Origin of the sequence: Nucisporomicrobium flavum (assembly GCF_016464385.1) — a bacterium.
In the GTDB taxonomy this organism is placed as follows: Bacteria; Actinomycetota; Actinomycetes; order Mycobacteriales; family Micromonosporaceae; genus Actinoplanes; species Actinoplanes flavus_A.
In genome coordinates this window covers 240,068-262,792 of the sequence record NZ_JADMLH010000013.1, presented here as the reverse complement: position 1 = coordinate 262,792, position 22,725 = coordinate 240,068, and the positions used below count along the sequence as shown (strand labels likewise).

The 22,725-nt window shown below is 74.3% G+C and carries 22 protein-coding genes and 1 riboswitch; of the genes, 8 read left to right on the top strand and 14 right to left on the bottom strand.

Features of this window, described 5'->3' with window-relative positions:
• The first annotated feature begins 70 nt into the window (after positions 1-70).
• The gene (locus IT780_RS28570; RefSeq protein ID WP_199514877.1) at positions 71-1,024 is read left to right on the top strand and encodes a hypothetical protein; all 954 of its coding nucleotides are present in this window, start codon (positions 71-73) and stop codon (positions 1,022-1,024) included.
• 9 nt (positions 1,025-1,033) lie between these two features.
• Here IT780_RS28570 and IT780_RS42200 read toward each other — a convergent pair whose 3' ends face one another.
• Genes IT780_RS42200 through IT780_RS28550 form a run of 4 tightly spaced genes read right to left on the bottom strand, consistent with a single transcriptional unit; the run spans position 1,034 to position 6,150 of the window.
• A complete protein-coding gene (locus IT780_RS42200) occupies positions 1,034-2,284 on the bottom strand; it encodes a tyrosine-protein phosphatase (protein WP_233413632.1) in 1,251 nt (416 codons plus the stop codon).
• A gap of 58 nt (positions 2,285-2,342) precedes the next feature.
• Positions 2,343-3,599, bottom strand: coding sequence for a YibE/F family protein (locus IT780_RS28560; protein ID WP_199514876.1), 1,257 nt, complete (start codon positions 3,597-3,599; stop codon positions 2,343-2,345).
• A complete protein-coding gene (locus IT780_RS28555; protein ID WP_199514875.1) occupies positions 3,596-4,780 on the bottom strand; it encodes a tetratricopeptide repeat protein in 1,185 nt (394 codons plus the stop codon). Before IT780_RS28555 ends, IT780_RS28560 begins: the two co-directional genes overlap by 4 nt.
• Positions 4,777-6,150 (bottom strand): ATP-binding protein, encoded by a 1,374-nt coding sequence (locus tag IT780_RS28550; RefSeq protein ID WP_199514874.1) that lies wholly within the window; start codon positions 6,148-6,150, stop codon positions 4,777-4,779. Before IT780_RS28550 ends, IT780_RS28555 begins: the two co-directional genes overlap by 4 nt.
• A gap of 175 nt (positions 6,151-6,325) precedes the next feature.
• Here IT780_RS28550 and IT780_RS28545 point away from each other — a divergent pair, with 175 nt between their 5' ends.
• From IT780_RS28545 to IT780_RS28535, 3 genes are all read left to right on the top strand, one after another.
• Positions 6,326-7,612, top strand: coding sequence for a sensor domain-containing diguanylate cyclase (locus IT780_RS28545; RefSeq protein ID WP_199514873.1), 1,287 nt, complete (start codon positions 6,326-6,328; stop codon positions 7,610-7,612).
• Positions 7,613-7,780: 168 nt separating this feature from the next.
• Positions 7,781-8,233 (top strand): helix-turn-helix transcriptional regulator, encoded by a 453-nt coding sequence (locus IT780_RS28540; protein ID WP_199514872.1) that lies wholly within the window; start codon positions 7,781-7,783, stop codon positions 8,231-8,233.
• A gap of 9 nt (positions 8,234-8,242) precedes the next feature.
• Complete coding sequence (locus tag IT780_RS28535) at positions 8,243-8,653, top strand: VOC family protein (RefSeq protein WP_199514871.1); 411 nt, start codon at positions 8,243-8,245, stop codon at positions 8,651-8,653.
• Positions 8,654-8,666: 13 nt separating this feature from the next.
• Here the strand turns inward: IT780_RS28535 and IT780_RS28530 are convergent, their stop codons facing one another.
• The 4 genes from IT780_RS28530 to IT780_RS28515 form a co-directional block, all read right to left on the bottom strand.
• On the bottom strand, positions 8,667-9,419 hold the full coding sequence (locus tag IT780_RS28530; protein ID WP_443678592.1) for an aminoglycoside phosphotransferase family protein: 753 nt from the start codon (positions 9,417-9,419) through the stop codon (positions 8,667-8,669).
• A 227-nt stretch (positions 9,420-9,646) separates the two neighbouring features.
• A complete protein-coding gene (locus IT780_RS28525) occupies positions 9,647-10,636 on the bottom strand; it encodes a C40 family peptidase (RefSeq protein WP_199514869.1) in 990 nt (329 codons plus the stop codon).
• A gap of 14 nt (positions 10,637-10,650) precedes the next feature.
• A riboswitch (cyclic di-AMP (ydaO/yuaA leader) is annotated at positions 10,651-10,787 on the bottom strand.
• A 110-nt stretch (positions 10,788-10,897) separates the two neighbouring features.
• A complete protein-coding gene (locus IT780_RS28520; RefSeq protein ID WP_199514868.1) occupies positions 10,898-11,818 on the bottom strand; it encodes a M56 family metallopeptidase in 921 nt (306 codons plus the stop codon).
• Positions 11,815-12,183, bottom strand: coding sequence for a BlaI/MecI/CopY family transcriptional regulator (locus tag IT780_RS28515; protein ID WP_199514867.1), 369 nt, complete (start codon positions 12,181-12,183; stop codon positions 11,815-11,817). Before IT780_RS28515 ends, IT780_RS28520 begins: the two co-directional genes overlap by 4 nt.
• A 75-nt stretch (positions 12,184-12,258) precedes the next feature.
• Here IT780_RS28515 and IT780_RS28510 point away from each other — a divergent pair, with 75 nt between their 5' ends.
• The 4 genes from IT780_RS28510 to IT780_RS28495 all read left to right on the top strand — a co-directional run bounded on the left by IT780_RS28510 (position 12,259) and on the right by IT780_RS28495 (position 18,404).
• A complete protein-coding gene (locus tag IT780_RS28510; RefSeq protein ID WP_199514866.1) occupies positions 12,259-13,641 on the top strand; it encodes a cytochrome ubiquinol oxidase subunit I in 1,383 nt (460 codons plus the stop codon).
• A gap of 11 nt (positions 13,642-13,652) precedes the next feature.
• Complete coding sequence (cydB, locus tag IT780_RS28505) at positions 13,653-14,633, top strand: cytochrome d ubiquinol oxidase subunit II (protein WP_199514865.1); 981 nt, start codon at positions 13,653-13,655, stop codon at positions 14,631-14,633.
• Positions 14,630-17,899, top strand: coding sequence for a thiol reductant ABC exporter subunit CydC (gene cydC / locus IT780_RS28500; protein ID WP_199514864.1), 3,270 nt, complete (start codon positions 14,630-14,632; stop codon positions 17,897-17,899). Before cydB ends, cydC begins: the two co-directional genes overlap by 4 nt.
• Before the next feature lie 142 nt (positions 17,900-18,041).
• A complete protein-coding gene (locus IT780_RS28495; RefSeq protein ID WP_199514863.1) occupies positions 18,042-18,404 on the top strand; it encodes a DUF2203 domain-containing protein in 363 nt (120 codons plus the stop codon).
• Between the two features lie 8 nt (positions 18,405-18,412).
• Here IT780_RS28495 and IT780_RS28490 read toward each other — a convergent pair whose 3' ends face one another.
• Genes IT780_RS28490 through IT780_RS28465 form a run of 6 tightly spaced genes read right to left on the bottom strand, consistent with a single transcriptional unit; the run spans position 18,413 to position 22,724 of the window.
• Positions 18,413-19,036 (bottom strand): HAD-IA family hydrolase, encoded by a 624-nt coding sequence (locus tag IT780_RS28490; protein ID WP_199514862.1) that lies wholly within the window; start codon positions 19,034-19,036, stop codon positions 18,413-18,415.
• Between the two features lie 7 nt (positions 19,037-19,043).
• Positions 19,044-19,565 carry a GNAT family N-acetyltransferase gene (locus tag IT780_RS28485; RefSeq protein WP_199514861.1) on the bottom strand — a complete coding sequence of 174 codons (522 nt, stop codon included), beginning with the start codon at positions 19,563-19,565 and terminating at the stop codon, positions 19,044-19,046.
• The gene (locus IT780_RS28480; protein WP_199514860.1) at positions 19,562-20,122 is read right to left on the bottom strand and encodes a helix-turn-helix domain-containing protein; all 561 of its coding nucleotides are present in this window, start codon (positions 20,120-20,122) and stop codon (positions 19,562-19,564) included. The genes IT780_RS28485 and IT780_RS28480 overlap by 4 nt, the downstream gene beginning before the upstream one ends.
• A gap of 43 nt (positions 20,123-20,165) precedes the next feature.
• Entirely contained in the window at positions 20,166-21,134 is a 969-nt protein-coding gene (locus IT780_RS28475) for a DNA topoisomerase IB (protein WP_199514859.1), read from the bottom strand.
• Positions 21,118-22,047 carry a glycosyltransferase family 9 protein gene (locus IT780_RS28470; RefSeq protein WP_199514858.1) on the bottom strand — a complete coding sequence of 310 codons (930 nt, stop codon included), beginning with the start codon at positions 22,045-22,047 and terminating at the stop codon, positions 21,118-21,120. Before IT780_RS28470 ends, IT780_RS28475 begins: the two co-directional genes overlap by 17 nt.
• Positions 22,044-22,724, bottom strand: a complete 681-nt coding sequence (locus IT780_RS28465; RefSeq protein WP_199514857.1) for an SDR family oxidoreductase — start codon at positions 22,722-22,724, stop codon at positions 22,044-22,046. The genes IT780_RS28470 and IT780_RS28465 overlap by 4 nt, the downstream gene beginning before the upstream one ends.
• Position 22,725 lies beyond the last annotated feature (1 nt).

The following is a 22,725-nucleotide window of genomic DNA, read 5'->3' as shown; positions in this document are numbered from 1 at the left end:
TAGAACTGTGTGGCCATCATGCCACAACTCTGCCCATCGTTCTAGAACTCTTTATCGGTATACTGCACCCGTGCAGCCCGTTGAGCTGGTGTGCGACGAGTCGGGGTACGAGGGCGAGAAGCTCATCGGCACCACCACGGACGTCTTCGCCCACGCCGGTGTCCACCTCTCCGCAGCCGTGGCCGCCGGATGCCTGGCCGAACTGCGCCGCCGCATCCGCTCCCCCGCGACCCAGTACAAGGCGAACCACCTCCAGCGCGAGAAGCACCGCTCGGCGCTGGTGTGGTTCCTCGGCCCGTCCAGCCCGCTGTTCCGCGCCGCGCACGTGTACCTGATCGACAAGGCGTACTTCCTGATCGGCACCCTCGCCGAGGTCCTGCTGGGCCCGCCGGGCGGCACGGGGACCGGGTGGTGGCAGTCGGGCCCGGACGGCGGCCGGGCGCGGGAGGTGTCGGACGAGCTCTACCGGCGGCACGCCGCGGACGGCCCGGAGCCCGCGTTCCTCGTCGCGGCGAACAACCTGATGCGGGGCAAGGATCGGCGGGATCTGGCGGGGCCGGTGGACGCCTTCTTCGACGTGGCGGGCGGCTCCGACGGCTTCCGGAGGGACAGCGCGGAAGCTCTGCGCGTACGCCTGCAGGCGGATCCCTCGCTGTCCGTCCTGGACCCGCTGATCCCGGCGCTGTTGCGTGCCGTGGCGCGGTGGGGTGACGGCGGGCGGCCGGTCACGATCGTGCACGATCGGCAGACGATGCTGCCCGCCGAGCGGGTGGCGCGATTGCAGCGGGCGTTGCGGCATGCCGGTCTGGTGCTCACCCGGGTGGAGCTGGCCGCGGCCGAGTCGGAGCCGAGGGTGCAGCTGGCCGACATCCTCGCGGGGACGGTACGGCAGATCGCGCAGGACGAGCTGCACGGCCGGGGCGACGCGGAACTGCTCGCGCTGGCCCGGCCGTACGTGGACCCGCTCTCGATCTGGGGCGACCGGCGCAGCTGGGCGACCATCACGGGCACGGCCCGCAGCTGACCGCAGCCGTCAGGCGCCGACCGGCGGCCTCGGGGTGCGGGCCAGCAGATAGGCCTGCGGCAGCTGCTCCGCCGCGCCCTCCTGATCGGGCGCCCGGACCGATTGCAGGCACAGGTCGAAGCCGGCCTCCCGCAGCACGCCGGCGACCCGCTCGGGCTGCCGCCGCAGGAACGTGATGTCCCGGACGTGCCGCGCCTCGTCACCCACCTGGAACGCCAGGAAGACGTACCCGCCGGGGCGCAGGACGCGCCGGAATTCCGTGAGGACCGCGGGGAGCTCGTCGTCGGGGACGTGGATGATCGAATACCAGGCGAGGACCGCGGCGAGGGCGGCGTCCGGGTGGGCGAGGGCGGCCATCGTGCCGACATCGAAGGTGATCGACGGGTGGTCACGGCGGGCGGCGGCGACCATCTCCGGTGCCAGGTCGAGACCCGCGATGTCCAGACCGAGGCCGTGCAGGTACGCGGTGATCGTGCCGATGCCGCAACCCACCTCGAGGACCGGGCCGGGCTCGGCGCGCACGAGCTCCGCGAAGCCGCCGAGCATGGTGCGCTCCCACACGTTGCGGGCCAGGACATCGCCGAAGAGGTCGGCGTACTCGGCGGCGAAGCGGTTGTAGCCGTCGCGGGTCTCCGTGAGGTACGCGGGCTCGCGGAGCCGGTCGCGCACCGCCTCCCGCTCGGCCTCGGTGATGCCGATGCGGCTCAGGTACGCGGGCACACCGCCGTACGCGCGCTCCAGATGCTCGAAGGTGTTGAGCATGACGGCGGCCGGGGAGTCCCCGGTGAGCGCGTAGTCGCCGGCGATCACGTCGGGCGCGACCCCGGCGACGCTGAGCGCGAGGGCCACGAGGACGCCCGTACGGTCGCGGCCGCCGCGGCAGTGCACGAGGACACCGCCGGGCGGGGCCTCGGCGATCGCGCGGAAGGCCGCCGCGACACGCGGCTGGTTGTGGTCCAGCAGCGGACCGTACGAGTCGTCCGGGTACTCGTACGTGACGACGTCCAGCAGGACCGGCGTGGGCAGGTAGCCGGGGTCGCCGGCGAACGGGCTGGGGTACGCGTCGCGTTCCACGTCCCGGCGCAGGTCCAGCACGCGGCTGATCCCGGCCGCGCGGACAGCGGCGATGCCGGCGGGGGTGAGCTCGGTGTGGTGGCCCGAGCGCAGCAGGGCGCGGGGACGGATGGCCGAGCCGTCGACGGTGGGCAGGCCGCCCACGTCGCGGGCGTTGTGGCAGCCGGGCCAGTCCAGGGTCACCATGCGCACTCCATCTCTGCGTCAGCCGCGGTGTCTCTGCGTCAGCCGCGGCATCTCTGCCTCAGCCGCGGTGGCGGGCATGCCGGACCGGGCGACCCGGCGGGTTCGCGGATCCGGAGGCCGGGCCGCCGTGGGCCGGGCCACCGGAGGACGGGCCGCCGGACGCCGGACCACCGCCGGGTTCGGCGACGAGCGCGGCCAGGGCGGTGGTGATCGGGACCGAGGCGACCAGCCCGATCGTGCCCACGGCCGTGCGCAGCACCTCCTGGGCGAGGAACTCGCCGGTCAGCAGCTCCCCCACCGGTTCGCTGCCCGCGGCGATGAGCAGCAGCAACGGCAGCGACGCGCCCGCGTACGCCAGCACGATCGTGTTGACCGCCGACGCGACGTGCGCGCGGCCGACCCGGATGGCCGAGCGGTACAGCGCCCAGCGGCTCGTCGCGGCGGGCGTCATCTCGGCCACGGTCACCGCCTGGGTGACCGTGACGTCGTCCAGGACGCCCAGCGCGCCGATCACGATGCCCGCGAGCAGCAGGCCGCGCAAATCCAGCCCAGCGCGGGTGACCGACAGGTACGAGCTGTCGTCGCTGCCCGCCCCGGTCAGGTGCATCGCGGCGGTGAACAGCGCGCCCAGCAGCCCGGTGAGGACGAGGCTGGCCAGGGTGCCGGCCACCGCCACGGAGGTGTGCACGTTGACGCCGTGGGTGAGGTACAGGGCGGCGAACATGATCGCGGAGGCGCCGACCACGGCGACCAGCAGCGGCGGCGAGCCGTCCAGGATGGCCGGAACCACGAACAGCAGGAGGAACCCGAAGCTGACCGCCAGGCCGGCCAGCGACGTGACGCCGCGCAACCGGCCGAACGCGAGGATCACCACGACCGCGAGCGCCACCAGCCAGATCATCGGCGTGGACCGTTGCCGGTCGACCACCGAGTACGCCCGGCCGCCGGGCACCGCGTCGGGGAAGTACAGCAGCACCACGTCGTCGCCGGCGTGCAGGCCGGTCGATCCGGGTCCCTGGGGCAGGTCGACGGCCTGCCGGGTGCCGGTGCCGGGGCCGTCGGTGACGCGTACGGTGGCCGAGCCGCACCTTTGCTGCGGGGAGCCGGCGGGGCAGGTGCGCTCGTCGACGGCGGTGACCGTGCCGAGGGCGCGCTGCCCGCCGGCGAGGTCGGCGGTGCCGCGGACGCTGCCCGGCCACAGCAGCACCAGCGCCACGAGCGTGACCAGGGCAGCGGGCACGAGCACGGCCGTCACGACGCGCCGCGTACGCCGGGACGACGCGGGCGCCGGCCCGTGGTGGTGCCCGTGGCTCATCGCGGCGGTTTCCCTGATTCCTTGTCGGCCGCCTCCGGGTCCTTCCACGCCTCGCGGAGCTCCCGCTTCGAGTCGGTCCACCACTTCTTCAGCTCGACGCGGAAGTTCTGCAGGTCGCGCCCCAGCATCTTCACCGCGTGCATGTAGCCGGGGTCGTCCAGGCGCGCCCCGAGCAGCTCGGCGAACCCGCCCGCCCACAGCACGGGGACGCCCGCCAGGGCCGGCACCGTGAGCCACCAGACGCCCGTCGCGGCGTACGCGAACAGCAGCGCGACCATCACCGCCACCGTGGCCGCCCCCGTGAGGGTGGCGCGGCGCAGCAGCCAGGGCACCAGCCGCAGGCAGCGCCACGGCAACCGGCCGGCCGGGACGAGCACCCGGACGGCGAACCCGGCCACGACGAGGCCGATCAGGACAGCGAGGACGCGCGCCGGCAACGCCGCCGGGGCCCACACCGTCGCGACCACCGCGGCGGCGGTGACGAGCAGGACCGCCACGGAGAACCAGCGGCGCAGCGCGCTGAGCAGGCTGCGGATCGGCCACGTCATCGAGATGACGTCGGGGCGGGCCGGGTTCTCGTGGGCCACGTCGCGCAGGGCCCGCATCGACCGGCGGACCCGTAGCCGTTCCGCGTCGAGCATCGCGAGCAGCCAGCGGCCGTACGAGTTGTCCGGCTCGAGGGCGAGCGCCGCCCGCGTCGCGCGTTCCGCCTCGTCGCGGTTGCCGGCGTCGCGTTCCAGGTCGGCGATCGTCAGCAGCGCCTCCACCGACTGCGGGGCGAGCGACTGGCCGTGCCGCGCGGCGGCGCGGGCCGCGTCGTACCGCTTGGCGGAGGTCAGCGCGCGGGCCAGCACCAGGTGGCCGCCCGGGTCGTGGGGGCGCAGCCGGATCGCCTCGCCGGCGGCGACGATGGCCTCCTCGTCGCGGATGAGGGCGATCAGCGACTCGGCGCGTTCCGCGTGGGCGTCGGCGAGGCCGGGGTTCGCGGCCAGGGCGGCGTCGCACGCCTGCAGCGCCGCCACGTAGTCGCGCTGCTGGCGCAGCACGTACCCGAGCAGGGTGAGCAGGTCGGCGTCGCCCGGCTCGGCGCTCAGGGCCGCGCGCAGCTTCGCCTCGGCGTCGCCGTGCCGGCCGACCTCGGCCAGGTGCCGGGCCTGACGGTACGCGTCCAGCCCGGTCACAGGAGCTTGCGCTGCTTCAGGTACGCCGCGAGGTCGTCGTAGTCGCCGCTCGCGTTGCCGAACAGGGCCACGTTGCGCGCGGTGGCGAACCAGGCGTCCGTGGAGGGCCGGACCTCGCGGACCGCCGCGGTCATGTCCGCCTGGCTGATCATGCGGACCTCGCCGGTGCTGATGGCGTCGCGCATCGCGAACTCGGCGGCGGTCTCGCAGACGTGCGCCAGGTCGGCTCCCGAGAAGCGGTCGGTGGCGGCGGCGAGCCCGGCCAGGTCGATCCCGGCGACCGGCCGGTCCCGCAGGTGGTACTCGAGGATCGCGGCGCGTGCCGGCTCGTCCGGCGGCAGCACGAGCAGCGTCCGGTCGAGCCGCCCGGGCCGGCGCAACGCGGCGTCGATGTCCCACGGCGCGTTGGTCGCGGCGAGCACGAACAGCCCGTCGTTGTTGCCGTCGACCCCGTCCAGCTCGGTGAGCAGCTGGTTGACGAGCGTCCGCATCGCCGACGAGCCGAGCTGGCTGCGCTTGTGCCCGAGCGCGTCGATCTCGTCGAGGAACAACACGCACGGCGCATGCCCGCGCGCGGCGGCGAACAGCTCGTGCAGGTTGCGCTCGGAGCTGCCGATCCACATCGCGAGCACGTCGGTGATCGACAACGACACGAACGCGGCGCCCATCTCCCCCGCCACGGCCCGCGCGAGGAACGTCTTGCCGCAGCCGGGCGGCCCGTACAGCAGGAGCCCGCCGCGCAGGCTCTTGCCGAACAGCGTGCGCAGCTTCGGGTTGCGCAGCGGTCCGAGGAAGGACAGCTCGAGGCGGTTCTTGACCTCCTGCATGCCGCCGACGTCGGCGAGGGTGACGACGGACCGCTCGACGTCGAACGCCCGGTCGTCGTGGCCACGGACCGGCTCGGGCTCGTCGGCCGCGGTGAAGCGCGGCGGGACGACGCCCTCCAGCTCGCTCTCGAAGGCCGCCCAGTCGACGCCGCCCGGCGGCCGGGCGGGCGGCTCCCCGGACGACGTGGGGCCGGGACCGGGCGCGGCGGGCCCGGCGGGCGACGGCGGCGCGGCCGGGCCGGAGGACGGCGGCGCGGTGGAATCGGGCGGCGACGGCGGCGCGGCCGGGCCGGAGGACGGCGGCGCGGTGGGCTCGGGCGGGGAAGGCGGGGCACCGCCCGGCGCGGTGCCGAGGGCGGCGGCCATGATGCGCTGGGCGGCCCGGTCGTCCGGGTCGCGGGCCAGCAGCTGGGCGGCGTGCCCGATCGCCTCGGCGGGCCGGCCGGCGGCGACGAGCAGCTCCGCGAGGTGCTGCCGCAGGGGCAGGTCGTCCGGCCGCGCGCCGACCGCCGCGGTCAGGCTGTCGATCAGGGCGTCGCTCATGAGAGGCGATTATGCCCGGCCCCGTCGACACTTCCGACGCCCACGCGGTCCGTCGCCCCGAGCCCGCCGCCGTCCCGATTTTCCGCGCCCCTTTCTTGGATGCCCGGCAACCCGGCCGAATGGAGGACCGGCACCCGGTGACCGGGCGCACCGCCGGACGACGAGGGACAGCAGCGTGAGCCATCCGACGATCGCGAGGGCCGTACGGTTCGCGTGCGGGGACGGCGCCTGGTGGCGCATCCCCCTGTCCGTGGTGCCGTTGACCGCCGTCATGTACGCGGCCGGCTGGGGCGCACCCCTGGCCGTCCTGCACCTCGGGCTCGTCACGGCGTACGTGTCGGCGTGCGGTTCCCGGGCGTGGAAGCCGGTGGCGGCGGCGGCCGTCGCGGCGATCGGCGCCGGGCAGGCGCTGATCGCCGGCGGTGTACTGGACAGCCGTCTCGACGCGCCGCAGTCGCACGTGCTGGCGGCCCTCGTGGCCGCCGTTGTCGTCGCGGGCGCGTGGACCCTGGGGCGGTTCGCCGAGGACCGGGAGCGGGCCGAGGCGTCCGCGCGGCGTGGCGAGGAGCGGCTCCGGGCGCTGGTCCGCGACGGCTCCGAGGTGATCACGCTGTGTGACGCCTCCGGCGACGTGACGTGGGTGAGCCCCGCGGCGCGGCCGGTGCTCGGGTACAAGCCCGAGGAGCTGCGCGGGCAGGTGCTGCGTGGCCTGTTCCACCCGGAGGACGAGGCCGCCTCGGTGGAGCTGTTCGCGCGCCTGCTCACCTCGGACAGCACCGTCGAGCACTCCGCGGAGCTGCGCGTACGGCACGCGAACGGGTCGTGGTACTGGCACGAGATCGTCGCGCGCAACATGCTGGCGCACCCGTCGGTGCAGGCGATCGTCACCCATCAGCGCGACATCACCGACCGGCGGGCGGCGCAGGACCGGATCGCGTACGCGGCGTCGCACGATGCGCTGACCGGCTTGGCGAACGGGGCGACGCTGGAGCGGGACCTGGCCCGGGCGCTCGCGCAGGGCACCCGGTACCAGCACCCGGTGGCGATGCTGCTGTGCGACCTGGACGGGTTCCGCGCGATCAACGAGACGTACGGTCACGATGTCGGCGACCGCCTGCTGCAGACGGTCAGCGGCGTGCTCAAGCGCACGACGCGGGAGACGGACACGGCCGGCCGGCGCGGCGGCGACGAGTTCGGCGTGCTGCTGACCCACGTGCGCGGCGCCGACGAGGCGATGACGGTGGCGCGGCGGATCATCGAGGGCGTCTCGGCCAGCGCGGCGGTCGCCGGGCTGCGGCTCGAGGTCGGCTGCACCGTCGGGGTGGCGCTGGCCTACCCGGGCGGTACGGACGCGAAGACGCTGATCCGGCACGCGGACCGGGCGATGCACCGCGGCAAGGACACGGGCCGCGACACCGCGGTCCTGTACGTCGAGGACGAGATCAGCGCGCCCTGGGCCTAGGGTCTGCTTCGTACCCGGGGTCGGAGCGAGGCGGAGTCCAGATTTCGTCTGCGTGCGGCCCGGGGAAGCCTGGATACCGGTGTTGTATCCCGGCTTTCGCGGGACGTGCGCAGGCGGGATCTGGGCCCGCCGCAGCCCGGCCTCCGGGTGCGAAACAGACCCTGGCGGGTGCCCGGTCGTACGATCGGGGCTGTGACCAGCGAGCACCGCCGCGATCTGGTCCGGCTGCGCCGCGTGCGGGACCGGATCGACCGCGAGTACGCCCAGCCGCTGGACGTGGCGGCGCTCGCCCGTGGCGCGCACATGTCCGCCGGGCACCTGAGTCGCGCTTTCCGCGCCGCGTACGGCGAGTCCCCGTACAGCTATCTGATGACGCGGCGGATCGAGCGGGCGATGGCGCTGCTGCGGGTGGGCCGGCTCAGCGTCACCGAGGTCTGCTTCGCGGTGGGCTGTTCGTCGCTGGGCACCTTCAGCACCCGCTTCACCGAGCTGGTCGGCATGCCACCCAGCGCGTACCGGAAGCGGGCGGCCGAGGCGCCCGCGGACCTGCCGCCGTGCCTGGCGAAACAGGTGACCCGGCCGGTCAGGAATCGAGAAGCGCCGGCCCTCGCGCCGCCCTAGCGTGAGCCCATGGACCTCACCATTTCCGCGAGCTTCCTGCCGCACGACGACCCCGATGCCGCCCTGGCCTTCTACCGTGACACCCTCGGTTTCGAGGTGCGCGCCGACGTGGGCTCGGGCCCGATGCGCTGGATCACCGTGGGCCCGCCCGGGCAGCCCGGCACGTCGATCCTGCTGGCGCCGCCGGCGACCGACCCGGGCATCACCGACGACGAGCGGCGCCTCATCACCGACATGATGGCCAAGGGCACGTACGGCTGGATCCTGCTGGCCACGAAGGATCTCGACGGCACGTTCGAGCGGCTGCGCGCCGCCGACGCCGAGGTGGTCCAGGAGCCGGTCGAGCAGCCGTACGGTATGCGCGACTGCGCCTTCCGGGATCCCGCCGGGAACCTGATCCGCATCCAGGAGCTGCGCTGAGCCCCCGGGCGGTTCAGGACAGCCGGGACCGCAGCGCCAGGGCCACCTCGAGGGCGCGGCCGGGCCGGGGCACGCCGCCGTCCGCGGTCCACACCTCCGACAGCACCGCCTGCGCGAAGCCCCAGGCCACGACGCGGTCGAGCGGCATGCCCAGGCCGTCGGCGAACTGTTCGACGCGGCGCGGGAGCAGCCGGAGCGTGGGTTCGTCGCCGTCGAGGGGGTTGTAGAGCGCCGGGCCGAGCTCGGCGCCCGGATCGCCGGCCACGCCGTGCGGGTCGATCACCAGCCACGGTTCTCGCCCGGCGGCGAGGACATTCTCGTGGTGCAGGTCGCCGTGCAGGACGACGCGGCCGGTCGCGGACGCGCACAGGTCGGCGTGCAGGCTCATCGCCTGGTCGACGAGGCCCGGCGGGAAGGGGTCGAGCCCCCGGTACCGCTCCTTGTGCCCGGCGAAGTCCTCCAGGCGCTGTTCCAGCGGTTGCAGGCTGATGCCGGGCGGCGCCGGCCGGTGCAGGCGGCGCATGGCGGCGATGAGGACGGCCGTGGCCTGCTCGTCGTGCTCCCGCACAAGGGTGCGCAGCGTGGTGCCCGGTTCGGCGCGTTCGATGAGCAGCGCCCCGCGCTCGTGGTCGCGGCGCAGCAGCCGCACCGCGCCGGCTCCGCCGAACGCCTCCAGCGCAATCGCCTCGCTGCGCAGATGCCCGGATTCGGGGACGCCGAGCTTCAGCACCGCCGCGGAGCCGTCGGCGCGGCGCGCGGGGGCCACCCAGTTGAAGGTCAGCGGGTACGGGTCACCGACCGTGAGGTCCCACTCGTGGGCGACGGCGGCGACGAGGTCCGGCAGCGTGGCGAGCCATCGGCGGCCGATGTCGCCCCAGGCGCTGGTGACGTTGCGGGTGAAGACGGCGGGGTGCACGCCGGACAGTGTGCCGGAAAGGAAAAGCCGCCACGGGCGGTGGCGGCTCTCCGGTGGTGCGGTGGTGGTCGGCCGGCTCAGCCCGGTCGGCGGATCGCTGTGATCGCGCCGCTGCGGTCGATGCTGGCCATGCGGACGTGGTCACCGGTGTGGGGTGCGTGCACCATGGTGTTGCCCCCCACGTAGATGCCCACGTGGTGCACCGGGCTGCCGTAGAAGATCAGGTCTCCCGGTTGCAGCTCGCTGCGGCTGACGGCCCGTCCGGTGTGGACCTGGTCGCCGGTGAAGTGCTCGAGGTGCACTCCCACGGCCGCCCACGCCACCTTGGTCAGGCCCGAGCAGTCGTACCCGTTGGGTCCCTCGGCACCGAAGATGTACTTGATGCCGATCAGCGAGCACGCCTTCTGGGCCGCGCGTCCGCCCTTGTCGTTGGTGTAGTCCACCGGACACGGGCCGGTCCGCAGCGGACCGTCGCTCGCGCCGCTCTGACCGTAGGCCCTGATCCGCAGTTTCTGCAGATCGTCGACCTTCTTCTGGATCTCCTTCTTCCGCGCGGCGAGGTCCTTGTCGCGTGCCGCCACGGCGTCGGTGAGAGTGGTCAGAGCCTGCTGGTCCTTCGCGTACTTGTCGCGCAGCTTCGCCACGCCCGCGATCTGCTGCTGCTGGTGCCGGGCGATCTGATCGAGGAACGTGAGCTTCTCGGTCAGGCCGGTGGGCGAGCCACTGACCAGCATCGCCTGCATCGCGCCGGGCGATCCCTGCTTGTACGCGTCGGCCGCCATGCCGCCCACCTGCGACAGGGCGAGATCGACCTGCAGCTGCAGGGGCTGCAGCCGCTTGTTGATCTTCTTGAGCTGTGCACGGTTCTTGATCAGCTGGTTGTGCACGTCGTTGTACTGCTCGATGACCGGTTCGAGCTTGTTCCACTGCTCGTCGATCTGCTTCTCGATGCTCGAGGGCGACGGTGTCGCGTGTGCCGCGGTGGGGACAAGCATCACCCCGGTCGCGGCGATGACACAGAGCAGGCTGCGCAGAATCGCGGCGCGTCGCGTCCCGATCCGTTTCACGTAGGTGCAGTGTCCTTTCTTCCCTCGGCCGCCGACCGGGTTAGCTGTCGGGTTCGGGCGGGAAGCGCGCCCGGCCGCGATGGTGCCGCGGCTTCACCCCGGGGTCGTGGGTCCCCGGCTCGTGCTGGGCACGATTAGGCGGTGACCCGCCGGGTCGCCCGGTTTGGACGAGGGGGGACCGACGAGCCGGGCACCACCGTACTCCCGATCACGGCGGAACTGAACCCGGCCTCCCCGTTACGGAGGGTCATTAAGGAAGACTTAAAGGGGCCACGCCGAGAGCGCCCGGTCGAGCCAGGGCACCACCAGGATCACTGTGGGTAACACCAACAATGCGATGGCGGCGGCCACCGCACCGGCCGCCACGGGCGCCGAGCGGGGATCGTCGCCGGTCAGGCGGGACAGGCGTCGCCGCCGCTCCTCGCCGGCGTCCCCGGCCGCTTCCGCGGGCCCGTCGGGGCTGACGGCGTCGCCGAGCACCGCCAGCGCGCTCCTCAGCGGCGCGGCTCCGCAGCGGCGCCGGGCCGCGTCGTCGGCCACCATCTCCAGCAGGAGGTGGACGGCGTCCAGCGGCGCCCGGCTGCGCAGCGGCCCGGGGACCGCCCGGTAGAACGCCGTGAAGGATTCCATCACCAGGTCGTGCCGGTGCCGGAGGTGCGCCTGCTCATGGGCGATGACCGCGCCCACTTGAATCCGGTCGAGGACGCGCAGCGCTCCCCCGCTGAGCACGACCCGCGGGCGGCGGCCCGGCAGGCAGTACGCGAACGGCAGCGGGCCGTCGAGCACCCGCAGCCCGGCCGGCACCTCGTCGGGCAGCTCGCCGTGGCGCTCCGCGGTGTCGAGCAGGTCGACGAGCATCCGGTGCCGGGCCCGGCGGGTGCGTGACCGGTGGGTCACCCCGGCCAGCGAGGCCAGCAACCGGATGATGATCACCGCGGCCACCGCCAGGGCGGCGAGCAGGGCCGCGACGCCGGCCGGGGTGCCGGAGCCCAGCGCGCCGACCAGCTCCTGCGGGGCGGCGAGCACGACGCCGAGCGCGCACAGGATGCCGGTCAGGGTGATGCTCTGCCACAGCACGACCGCGGCGGCCGGCGCGCGGGCCGGCCAGCGGGCGGTGGCGAGGACCCCCGGCACGACCAGCGACAGCGTCAGGCCCAGCGCGCCGAGCAGCAGCGCGGTCACGACTCCGCGGCCGATTCCTTCCGGGCCGCCTCGATCGCGGCGGTCAGCGCCGAGGGGTCCAGGCGCCCGACGAAGTGGGCCAGCGCCGCGTCGCGTACGCCGTCGGGCGCGGCGCTGAGCGCGTCGAGCATCAGCGCGGCCGTCATCTCCTCGCGCGACTGCGCGGGTGCGTACCGGTAGGCGCGGTCGGCCTTCTGCTGGGTGACCACACCCTTCTTGGCGAGGCGGTCGAGCACGGTCATGACGGTCGTGTACGCCAACTCCCGCCGCCGGCTCAGGCGCTCGTGCACCTGCCGCACGGTCAGCGGCTCACCGGCGTCCCACAACTGCTGCATGACCTCGCGTTCGAGGTCCCCGAGTGCCATGTGACCCACTCTACTCACGACGTCGTACTACGCGCCGTAGTATCTACTACGAGACGTCGTAGAAGGGGACCCGGCATGGACGTGCTCGACCTGACCCGGCTGCAGTTCGCGGTCGTGACGATCTACCACTACTTCTTCGTGCCGCTGTCGATCAGCCTCGCCGCCACGGCCGCCGGCCTCCAGCTCACCTGGCTGCGCACCGGCGACGACAAGTACCGCGACCTCACCAAGTTCGTGGGCAAGCTGCTGATCGTCACCTTCGCCGTCGGCGTGGTCACCGGGCTCGTGCAGGAATTCCAGTTCGGCATGGGCTGGAGCAGCTTCGCCCGCTTCTACGGCGACGTCTTCGGCCCCACGCTCGCCATCGAGGGCATGCTCGCGTTCTTCCTCGAGGCCACGTTCCTCGCGCTGTGGTACTTCGGCTGGGACCGGCTGCCCCGCAAGGTGCACGCCGCCACGATCGTCGTCGTCGCGCTCGGCACCGTCATGAGCGCCTTCATCATCCTCGCCGCCAACTCGTTCATGCAGAACCCGGTGGCGTACACCCTGGACCCGGTCACCGGGCGCGCCCGGCTCGACGACTTCGGCGCGCTGCTGCTCAACAAGGTCAACCTCGCCGCGTTCCCGCACACCCTCGCCGGCGCGCTGATGGCCGGCGGATCGCTGCTGCTGGCCATCGGCGTGTGGCGGCTGCGCGCCGCCGGGGAGGCCGGATTCCGTACGCTGGCCCGCCTCGGTGCCTGGCTCACCGTGGCCGGTGGGGCGCTGACCGCGCTGACCGGCGACCACCTCGGCAAGGTCATCACCGAGGTGCAGCCGATGAAGATGGCCGCCGCCGAGGCCCTGTACGCCACCACCACCGGCGCGCCCTTCTCCGTCTTCGCCCTCGGCAGCCCGGACGGCGGGGAGCCGTTCCTCAGCGTCGAGATCCCCAAGCTGCTGTCGATCCTCGCCGCCGGCAGCCCGGGCGCCACCGTGCAGGGCCTCGACGACCTCCAGGCCCAGTACGCCGCCCAGTACGGCCCCGGCAGCTACATCCCGATGGTCCCGGTGGCGTTCTGGACGTTCCGGCTCATGATCGGCATCGGCATGCTCGCCGCCGCCGTGGCCGCGTACTACCTGTGGAGCACGCGCAAGGGGCGCAGGACCCACCCGCTGGTGCTGCGCTTCCTGCCGCTGATCCCGATCCTGCCGGCGGCCGCGAACACCTTCGGCTGGATCTTCACCGAGACCGCCCGGCAGCCCTGGCTCGCGTTCGGCATCTCGCGGGTCGCCGACGGCATCTCCCCCGGCCTCACCCGCGGCGAGGTCCTCGCGTCGCTCATCGGCTTCGCCGTCGTCTACGGCATCCTCGCGGTCGTCTGGCTGCGCCTCGTCCGCCACCTCTCCCGGCAACCCCTCGCCCCGGCGCCAGCCGCCGAGCCGGCCGCCGAGAAGATCCCCGCCCCGGTCTACTGAGGAGCGTCACGATGGTCACGGTCTGGTTCTCGCTCGTCGTGCTCTGCTGGGTGCTGTTCTTCGTCCTGGAAGGCTTCGACTTCGGCGTCGGCGTGCTGGGCCCGGTGCTCGGCCGCGACGACCACGAACGCGGAGCGATCGTGCGCACGGTCGGTCCGTTCTGGGACGGCAACGAAGTGTGGCTCGTCGCCGCGATCGGCGTCACCTTCGCCGCCTTCCCCGACTGGTACGCCGCCCTGCTGTCCGGCCTCTACCTGCCCATGACCGTCCTCCTGCTGCTGCTGGCCGTCCGCGGCGTCGCCCTCGAGTTCCGCGGCAAGGGCGACGGTGAACGGTGGCGCCGCCGCTGCGACACCGCCCTCGCCGCCAGCTCCACGGCCATCGTGCTGCTCTGGGGCGCGGTGCTCGGCGTACTCACCCACGGGCTCGCGCTGGGCGCGGACGGGCAGGTCACCGGCAGCGGCCTGAACCGCAGCCTCGGCCCGCTGCTCTCCTGGCCCGCGCTCGCGGGCGCCGGCCTCGCGCTCTACGCCGCCCTGCTCATCGGGGCTGCCTTCCTCGCGTTGCGCACCACCGGGCCCGTGCATGCCCGGGCACGCCGGTGGAGCGTACGCGTCGCCGCCGTCGGGACGGTCTCCCTCGGCGGGGCCGGCTTCGCCACCGGGAGCCGGCTCGTGCTCGCCGCGGCGGTGCTGTGCATGGGCATCACCCTGGTGGCCCGGCACGGCCGCGAGCTCGTCGCGTTCGGCGGCACCGCGCTGGGCGTGGCCGCCGCGGTCGTCGCAGTGTTCACCGCACACGGCGACGTCGTCCTGCGCAGCACGCTCGACCCCGCCTGGTCGCTCACCATGACCGGAGCGGCGGCCACGGATTCGGCGCTGCGGCTGCTCAGCGTCGTCGGGGTCGTCGTGCTGCCGGGCGTGCTCGTCTACCAGGCGTTCTCGTACTGGGTGTTCCGCCGCCGGGTCGCCAGCGAGCGGGTGCCCTCGTGAGCCGCGCGCCCCTGGACCCCCGGCTGCTGCGGCACGCGCGCTCCGGGCGTACGGGAATCGCGCTCCTGTCCCTGATCGGCGCCGGACAGGCGGCCGTCACCGTGACCGTCGCCGTCGCCCTGACCCGCATCGTCACCGGCCGCGACGCGATCGGAATGCTCGCCGCGGCGCTCCTGGCGCGGGCCGCCCTCACCTGGGCCGAGCAGATCGCCGCCCAGCGCACCGCCGCCCGGGTCACCGACGAGCTGCGGCGCGGCACGCTCGCGGCGGCGCTGCGACACGGGCCGGCCTGGGTCGCGAGCTACGGCAGCGGCCGGCTGAGCGCCGTGCTGACCGGCGGGCTCGACGCGCTGCGGCCGTGGTTCACCGGATACCTGCCCGCCCTGACGCTGGGCGTGCTGCTGCCCCCGCTCGTCCTGACCGCGATGGCCGTCGTCGACCCGCTCTCCGCCCTGATCGCGCTGCTCACGCTGCCGCTGGTACCGCTGCTCGGCGCGCTGGTCGGCTGGGCGACGCAGCAGCGCGCCCGGCAGGCGTGGCAGGCCGACGCCCGCCTGGCGGGCCACTTCCTCGACGTCGTACGCGGCCTGGCGACCCTGCGGGTGTACGGCCGGGCCGAACGCCAGACCGCCGTCGTGCGCGACCTCACCGACCAGCACCGGACCGCGACCGTACGGGTCCTGCGCGTCGCCTTCCTGTCCTCCACCGCGCTCGACCTCGTCGGCACGCTGTCCGTCGGGCTGATCGCGGTGGAGGCCGGCCTGCGCGTCGCGAGCGGCGGCATGGGACTCGGCGACGCCCTGCTGGTGATCCTGCTGGCCCCGGAGGCGTACCGGCCGCTGCGCGAGATGGCGGCCCGCTACCACGCGAGCGCGGACGCGTCCGCGGTGATCGGAGAGGTGGACGAGGTGCTGAGCGACGACGCGGCGTACCTGCCCACGACCGGCGGCGGCGACCGCCCCGCGGTGTACGCGACCGCCCTGCGCGCCCGCTACCCCGGCGCCGGGCGGGACGCGCTGGTCACCGGCCCCCTGGCGGTACGCGACCACGAGCTGGTGGCGGTGCGCGGCCCTTCCGGCGCGGGCAAGACCACGCTGCTGCGCGTCCTCGCCGGGTTGCAGCCGGCCGACGAGGGCCACGTCGAGCTGTCCGGCCCCGGCGTGCTGTACCTGCCGCAACGGCCGACGCTGCCGCACGTCCGTACGGTCGCCGACGTCTTCCCGGGCGCGGCGCCCGCCGAGGTCCGGGCCGCGCTGCGCACGGTCGGCCTGGACGACGAGGTCACCCCGGAGACGATCCTCGGGGAGCTGGGCAGCGGCGTGTCCGCGGGACAGCGCCAGCGGCTGGCACTCGCCGCGCTGCTGCGGGCCGCGTCCCGGCGCCCGGTCGTACTGCTGCTGGACGAGCCGACCGCCCACCTCGACGCGGAGACGGAACGACTCGTCGTGGCCCAACTGCGCACGGCAGCGGCCCAGGGCTGCGCGGTCCTGGCGGTCGCGCACCGGCGGGCGCTGCTGACCGAGGCGGATCGGGTCATCGACGTGGCCGCGCCCGCCCAAGCAGTCCCGTCCCCGGCCGGCCGAGAGACGCGGCCTGCCGCACACCCCGTAGAGCATCCTAGGAAGACAGCCTGGTTGCCGCGGCGAGCGGGCACCGCCGTCGCGCTCGGTACGGCGTCGTCGCTGGCCGGGCTGGTCCTGACCGGCGCCGCCGCCTGGCTGCTCGTCCGTGCCTCGTTCCTGCCGCCGGTTCTCACCCTCTCCACCGCGGTCGTGCTCGTCCGCGGCTCGGCCGTCGCCCGGCCGCTGCTGCGCTACCTGGAACGGCTCGTCGCGCACGACGTGGCGTTCGCGCGGCTCGGCGAGTGGCGGTCGCGGGTGTTCGCCGACCTCGTCCCCCGGGTGCCCGGACCGCGGCTGCGGCGCCGCGGTGACCTGCTGGGCCGCGTGGCCGGCGACGTGGACCTGCGGGTCGACGGGCTGCTGCGCGGACGGCTCCCCGCCCTGTCCGCCGCGGTGACGGTGCTCGCCGGGGTCGCGGTGGCGGCCGGGGTGTCGCGGTGGACCGCCGTACCGCTGGGCCTGGGCGTCCTGGTCTCGGTGGGTCTCGCTCCCGCGCTGGCCGGGTGGCAGGCGGGGCGGGCCGAGGCGGCGACCGGAACCGCCCGTGCCCGGCTACGGGACGCCATGGTGGAGACCGTGGACGGCGTGGAGGAGCTCGCGGTGCGGGGCGGGGACGCGCTGGGCGTACCCGACCGGCGGAGCCGGGCCCTGGCCACCCTCGAAGCTCGAGCCGCCCGCGCTGCCGGCGCGGCGTCGGCCCTGAGCCTCGCGGGGTGGGCGGTGGCCGTCGCCGGGACCGCACTCGTGCTGCGCGACGCGGGCGGGCTCTCCGCCGAGTGGTCGGCCGTGCTGCTGCTCGGCGTCGTGGCGCTCGGCGAGCCGGTCGCCACGTTGCCGGACGCCGCGGTGGCGAGGCGGCGCGCGGACGGTGCCCGGCACCGGCTGGACGAGATCGCGACGCAGCCGCCGAGCGCCACCCGTACGGTCCCGCACGCCGACCGGCTGACCGTCGGCGGCCTCGTCGCGGGGTGGGACCCGGAGCGGCCGCCCAGCCTGCGGGGCGTGGACCTCGACGTGCCGCGCGGCGCGAAGGTGGCCGTGCGGGGACCCTCCGGCGGGGGCAAGTCGACGCTGGCCGCCGTGGTCGCCGGGCTGCTCGACCCGCGCGCCGGTACGGTGCACCGTCCACAGCGGACGGTCCTGGTCGGCGACGAGGCGGACCACGTCTTCGCCTCGACCGTACGGGAGAACCTGCGCCTCGCCGACCCGGCCGCGACGGACCCGCAGCTGGCCGCGGCCCTGACCCGGGTGGGCCTCGGCCCGTGGCTCGCCGGGCTGGACGACGGCCTGGACACCCTCCTCGGCGCCGCGGGCAGCACCGTGTCGGGCGGTCAGCGCCGGCGGCTGGCGACCGCACGGGCCCTGCTCGCCCGCCCGGAGCTGCTCATCCTCGACGAGCCCACCGAGGGGCTGGACGAGGCGGCCGCCGAGGAGCTGATGACCGACCTGCTCGGCGCCGCCGACGGGCGTACGGTGCTGCTGCTCACCCACCGCACCGAGGGGCTCGACCTGGTGGACGCCGCCTACGAGCTGCGCGACGGGCGGTTCGCGCCGGTCTCGTTGACGCCGGCATTGCTGCTGCCGTGCGCGGGCGTGGTCGGCGCCGGCGCCTCGTCGGTCAGGAAGGAGCCCTCCTCCTCGTAGCCGGAGATCTGCTGGTCGGTGCTGCTGCCCGAATCGGTCACCGTGGTGGGCACGTTCTCGTTCTGCTCGCTGGTCATGACCGTCCGAGTACCCGCGGACGGCCGGGTGATTCGGCGCCACGCGGGGTGAAAGACTGATCGTCATGGGACTGTTCACGCCCGATGAGGCGCAGGCCGAGCTGGCCCGGCTCCGGCCGGTGCTGGACGAGCTGGTGGCCGTCCGCGCCGACATGGTGGAACTGTCGGCCGCGCTCACCCCGGGCGGCCAGCCGTCCCCGCTGGGCGGGCTCGCGGAACGCAAGGCGGCGGAGGCCCGGCTCGACGAGCTCATGACCGAGGTGCAGCAGACGGGCGCCGAGCTCAAGGGCGTGGCGCCGCTGCTCGTCGACTTCCCGGCGACGCTGGACGGCGTACCGGTGCTGCTGTGCTGGCTGGAGGGCGAGGCCGAGCTCGGCTGGTACCACCGCCTGGATCTCGGGTTCGCCGGCCGCCGCCGCCTGCCCTGAGCAGCGGGTCATGCGGCGAGCTGGGACATCCCGGCGGTGACTGTGAAGATCTCGGCGCGGCAGGCGGACGTGGCGGTGAAGAGGCAGGCTCGCAGGCCGAGCGCGGCGGCGGCCGCGACGTTGTCCGCCCGGTCGTCGACGAAGACGACGTCGGCGGGTGCGGCGCCGAGCGCCCCCAGCGCGGCGGTGAAGATGGCCGTATCCGGCTTGACCAGGCTCAGGTCGGCGCTGAACAGCAGGTGCGCGAAGGGCCTCAGGGCGGGGTGCCGCTCCAGCTCGCGGGCCAGCTCCCGCGGTGCATTCGACAACAACGACATGGGTACGCCCGTAGCATGCACCTGGTCCAGCAGGGCGAGCGTGCCGGCGTCGAGGTGCAGCCAGCTCGCGACGTCCCGGGCGACGAGGCGGCGCAACTGCGCTTTTCCGGGCTCATGGCCGAGCACGGCGGTCCAGTAGCCGAGCGCGCTCGCGCCACGGTCGTAACCGGGCCGGTGGGCCCAGTAGCGCGCGGTGAACTCGGCGGCGGGCAGCCCGGCGTCGACCGCCAGCGCGGCGACGGCGGCGGCCGGCTGGGCGAGGCTGATGACCTCGCCGAAGTCGATCAGCAGCTGCCGGGCTCGGATGGCGGGCATGGCCTGCTCATCGGCCGGCCCCGACCGTCTTGTAGTAGAAGCTGCAGGCCTTGAGCCGGCCCTCGGGCCCCGCGGCATAGTCCGGGACGACGCCGTACCGCTGCCAGCCGGCCGAGCGGTAGAGGTGGTCGGCGGGGCTGTCCGTCTCCGTGTCCAGCAGCAGCAGCGTGATGCCCTCAGCCGCGGCGGCCTCCTCCGCGGTGGCGAGGAGTTCGCGGCCCACCCCGCGGCCCCGCTCGACGTGATGCACCGCGAGCTTGACGATCTCGGCGCGATGGCGGGCGTTGGGCTTGCCCGCGTACGCGAGACTGATCGTCCCGGTGATGCCGTGCGGGTCGCGGTGCACCCACACCGCGAGGCTCCCGTCCGCGACGGCCGCGGCCCGCTCCTGCCACCACGCCGTGGCCGCCGGGCGGTCGAAGCCGGCGAGGAAGCCGACCGAGGCTCCCCCGGCCACCGCGTCGACCAGGAGGTCCGCCAGGTCCGGGACGGCGGCAGCGAACGTGACGGACGTCAGGCGTTCGATCACGGCAGGACCACCACGACGGCGTAGCGGACCGGCTCGGAGCCCGGGTTCCGGAAGCGGGTCGGCCCCCACAGGCGGAACCGCAGGCAGTCGCCGGTCTCCAGGTCGTGGGTGGTGTCGCCGTCGGTGAGCTGCAGCGCGCCGGCGAGGACCCAGACGTGCTGTTCGAGGCCGGCGACGGGCGGGGCGTCGTACCGGATGTCGGCGCCCGGGTCGAGCACCCCTTCGATCAGCTCGCCGCGCAGCCCGGCGTGCGGCGGCGACACCACGCGGCGGGTGAAGCCCGAGGCGTCGTCGCGCCAGACGCTCTGGTCGCCGGCCCGGACCACGGGCGGTGGCGCGGCCTCGACGTCGGCGAGCAGGCGGGACATGGTCCAGCCGTACGCGGTGCACAGCTTGCCGAGCAGGGACGCGGTGGGGCTGATCTCGCCCCGTTCGAGGCGGGACAGGGTGGAGCGGCTGACGCCGGTCCGGCCGGCCAGGTCGTCCAGCGACCAGTCCCGTTGCACCCGCAACGCGGCGAGGCGCGCGGCGAGGCGGTCGTCCAGGGCTTCTCTCACATGCGGGATGCTATCCCATATCTGAGAGGCAGGTCTGAGCGGCTCAGTCGGTGAGGAGGTCGAGGACCGCTTCCTCGGTCGGTTCGTCGACCGTCTCACCCTTCTCGTACGCCTCGACCACGCGCGGGTCCACGTACGAGGCGCGCGCCACGGCCGGGGTGTTCCCGAGCAGCTCGGCGACCTCTTTCATCGCGTGCGACACGGCCTTCTTGCGGGCGGTCTTCGTCTTCTGCGGTCCCGCCTCGGCCAGCTCCTCGGCGGCCTTGACGGTGCCGTGCCACGTACGGAAGTCCTTCGCGGTCATCTGCGTACCGCTGATCTCGCGCAGGTACTCGTTGATGTCGTCGGCGCGGACCTCCCGCCACCGCTTCTGCCCCTTGTCGTAGTACGCGAACAGCCGGTCCTCGCCCGAGCGCCGCTTCCGCAGGTCGCGCAGCACCTGGCAGACCTCGCCGTCCTCCACCGGCCGGGCGTGGTCCTTGCCGGACTTGCCGACGAACTCGAGCACCACGCAGCCGCGGCCGGTGCGCACGTGCTCGGGGCGCAGCGTGGACAGGCCGAACGACGGGTCCTCGTCGCGCTGGGCGTACTGGTCGCTGCCGACCCGGAACATGCCCATGTCGAGCAGCCGGGTGACGGCGGCCAGCACCCGGGCGCGGGTGAGCCCCCGGCTGCTCAGGTCCGCGCAGAGCCGCGAGCGGATGTCCGGCAGCTTCTCGGCGACCTCGAGAGCGTGGTCGAACTTCGCCTCGTCGCGGGCCGTCCGCCACTCGGGGTGGTACACGTACTGCTTGCGGCCGGCCGCGTCGACGCCGGTGGCCTGGACATGCCCGCGCGGGTCCGGGCTGATCCACACGTCGGTCCACGCCGGCGGTATGACGAGCGCCTTGGCCCGCTCGACCTCGTCGGCGTCCTTGAGCGGCTTGCCGTCGCGGTCCAGGTAGGCGAAGCCCTTCCCGCTGCGGCGGCGGCCGTACCCGGGCTTGGTGAGATCGCTACGCCGCAGCCGCATGGCGTTCCACCTCGCCGGCCGCCTCGAGGACCTCCTCGACCCGTACGGCGAGCAGCGCGGGGTGCACCGGTCCCGGCCGGTCCCCCGGCTCGGAGCGCGTCCCGTGCCAGATCGCCCGGTGGTACGCCCGCTCCGGCGGCGGGCCCCATCGCGCCGGCGACATCGGGCCGAACAGCACCACCGACGGCGTCCGGTACGCGGTCGCGAGGTGCGCGATGCCGGTGTCGCCGCTGATCAGCAGCCGGGCGTGGGCGACCAGCCCGGCCAGCTCGCCGAGGCTGGTCCGCGCGACCGCCTCGGGGCCCAGGCCGGCCCGGGTGGCGACCTCGGTCGCGATCTCCCGTTCCCCGCCCGAGCCGGTGACCACCACCCGGTGGCCGGCGGCCGTGAGTTCGCGGGCCACGGCGGCGTAGCGTGCCGTGGGCCAGCGCCGCGACGGCGACTTCGCCCCCGGGTGGACGACCGTCACACCCCGCGGGACATCGGCGTCCGGGACCCGCAGGGCCAGGTCGGACGGATCGGCGGGAACGCCGTAATGGCGCAGGAGCCGGCACCAGCGATGCACCTCGTGGTCCTCCTCGGCCCAGATCGGACCGTCGTGATGCCCCGCCGCCGGGCTGGCAAACGCCCACAGCTTGGCGGGTTCCGCCGCCCGCAGCAGCCGGTGCGACTGCGGGCCGCTGCCGTGCAGGTTGACCGCGACCTCGATGCCGCCCAGGTCCGGCAGCGGCTCGTCCAGCCCGTTCGCGGGCACGACCCGGTCCACCCCGCCGACCAGGTCGATCAGCGGGGTGAGCCAGGTGGGCGCGGCCAGCGCGAGGGTCCGGCCGGGAAAGGCGGCGCGGGCCGCGCGGATGGCCGGTACCCCCGCGGCGAGATCGCCCACGCCGAGGGCACGCAGCACGAGGATCACGGGTACGAGCTCTCCTGCTCGGCGGCGATGACGAGCTCGCGCACCGATGAGCCGGCGGGCTGACTGAGCGCGAACATGACCGCGTTGGCCACGTTGGCCGGGTCGTTGAGGATCGCGTCCGGGCCGGGCTTGTACTGCGCGTCCCGGTCGTCGAAGAACTTCGTCCTCATCCCGCCCGGGATCACCAGTGTGACGTTGACCTGACCGGCCAGCTCGGCCGACAGCGCCCGGGTGAACCCGACGACGCCGAACTTCGCCGCGCAGTACGCCGTGGCGTCGCTGACCGCCTTGACGCCCAGCGTCGAGGCGATCGTGACCACCCCGCCGTGCGACTGCTTGAGGGCGGGGATCGCGGCGCGGATCACCGCGGCCGTGGCGAGCAGGTCGATCGTGACGATCCGGTCCCAGGTCTCGCCGGGGATGTCGGCGAGCGCACCCGGCACGTCCATGCCGGCCGCGGTGACCACGCCGTCGATGCTGCCGCCCGCCTTCTCGATGAGCTCGCGGGTGGCGGCCTCGGCGGCCCGGGTGTCGGCGAGGTCGCACTCGACCCATGCGACGCCGTCGCGGGGCGGCTGCCGGTCGATGACGAACGGCCGGCCGCCGGCCTTGACCACCGCGTCGACGACGGCGGCGCCGAGCCCGCTGGAACCGCCGGTGACGATGACTGCGTCCATG

Bases quoted from the DNA above. Each gene is read 5' to 3' on its own strand.
- IT780_RS28560 (WP_199514876.1), bottom strand. From the start codon at position 3,599: ATGAGCCACGGGCACCACCACGGGCCGGCGCCCGCGTCGTCCCGGCGT.
- IT780_RS28515 (WP_199514867.1), bottom strand. From the start codon at position 12,183: ATGGCACTCGGGGACCTCGAACGCGAGGTCATGCAGCAGTTGTGGGAC.
- IT780_RS28510 (WP_199514866.1), top strand. From the start codon at position 12,259: ATGGACGTGCTCGACCTGACCCGGCTGCAGTTCGCGGTCGTGACGATC.
- IT780_RS28535 (WP_199514871.1), top strand. From the start codon at position 8,243: ATGGACCTCACCATTTCCGCGAGCTTCCTGCCGCACGACGACCCCGAT.
- IT780_RS28490 (WP_199514862.1), bottom strand. From the start codon at position 19,036: ATGCCCGCCATCCGAGCCCGGCAGCTGCTGATCGACTTCGGCGAGGTC.
- cydB (WP_199514865.1), top strand. From the start codon at position 13,653: ATGGTCACGGTCTGGTTCTCGCTCGTCGTGCTCTGCTGGGTGCTGTTC.
- IT780_RS28495 (WP_199514863.1), top strand. From the start codon at position 18,042: ATGGGACTGTTCACGCCCGATGAGGCGCAGGCCGAGCTGGCCCGGCTC.
- IT780_RS28550 (WP_199514874.1), bottom strand. From the start codon at position 6,150: ATGAGCGACGCCCTGATCGACAGCCTGACCGCGGCGGTCGGCGCGCGG.
- IT780_RS28475 (WP_199514859.1), bottom strand. From the start codon at position 21,134: ATGCGGCTGCGGCGTAGCGATCTCACCAAGCCCGGGTACGGCCGCCGC.
- IT780_RS42200 (WP_233413632.1), bottom strand. From the start codon at position 2,284: ATGGTGACCCTGGACTGGCCCGGCTGCCACAACGCCCGCGACGTGGGC.
- IT780_RS28465 (WP_199514857.1), bottom strand. From the start codon at position 22,724: ATGGACGCAGTCATCGTCACCGGCGGTTCCAGCGGGCTCGGCGCCGCC.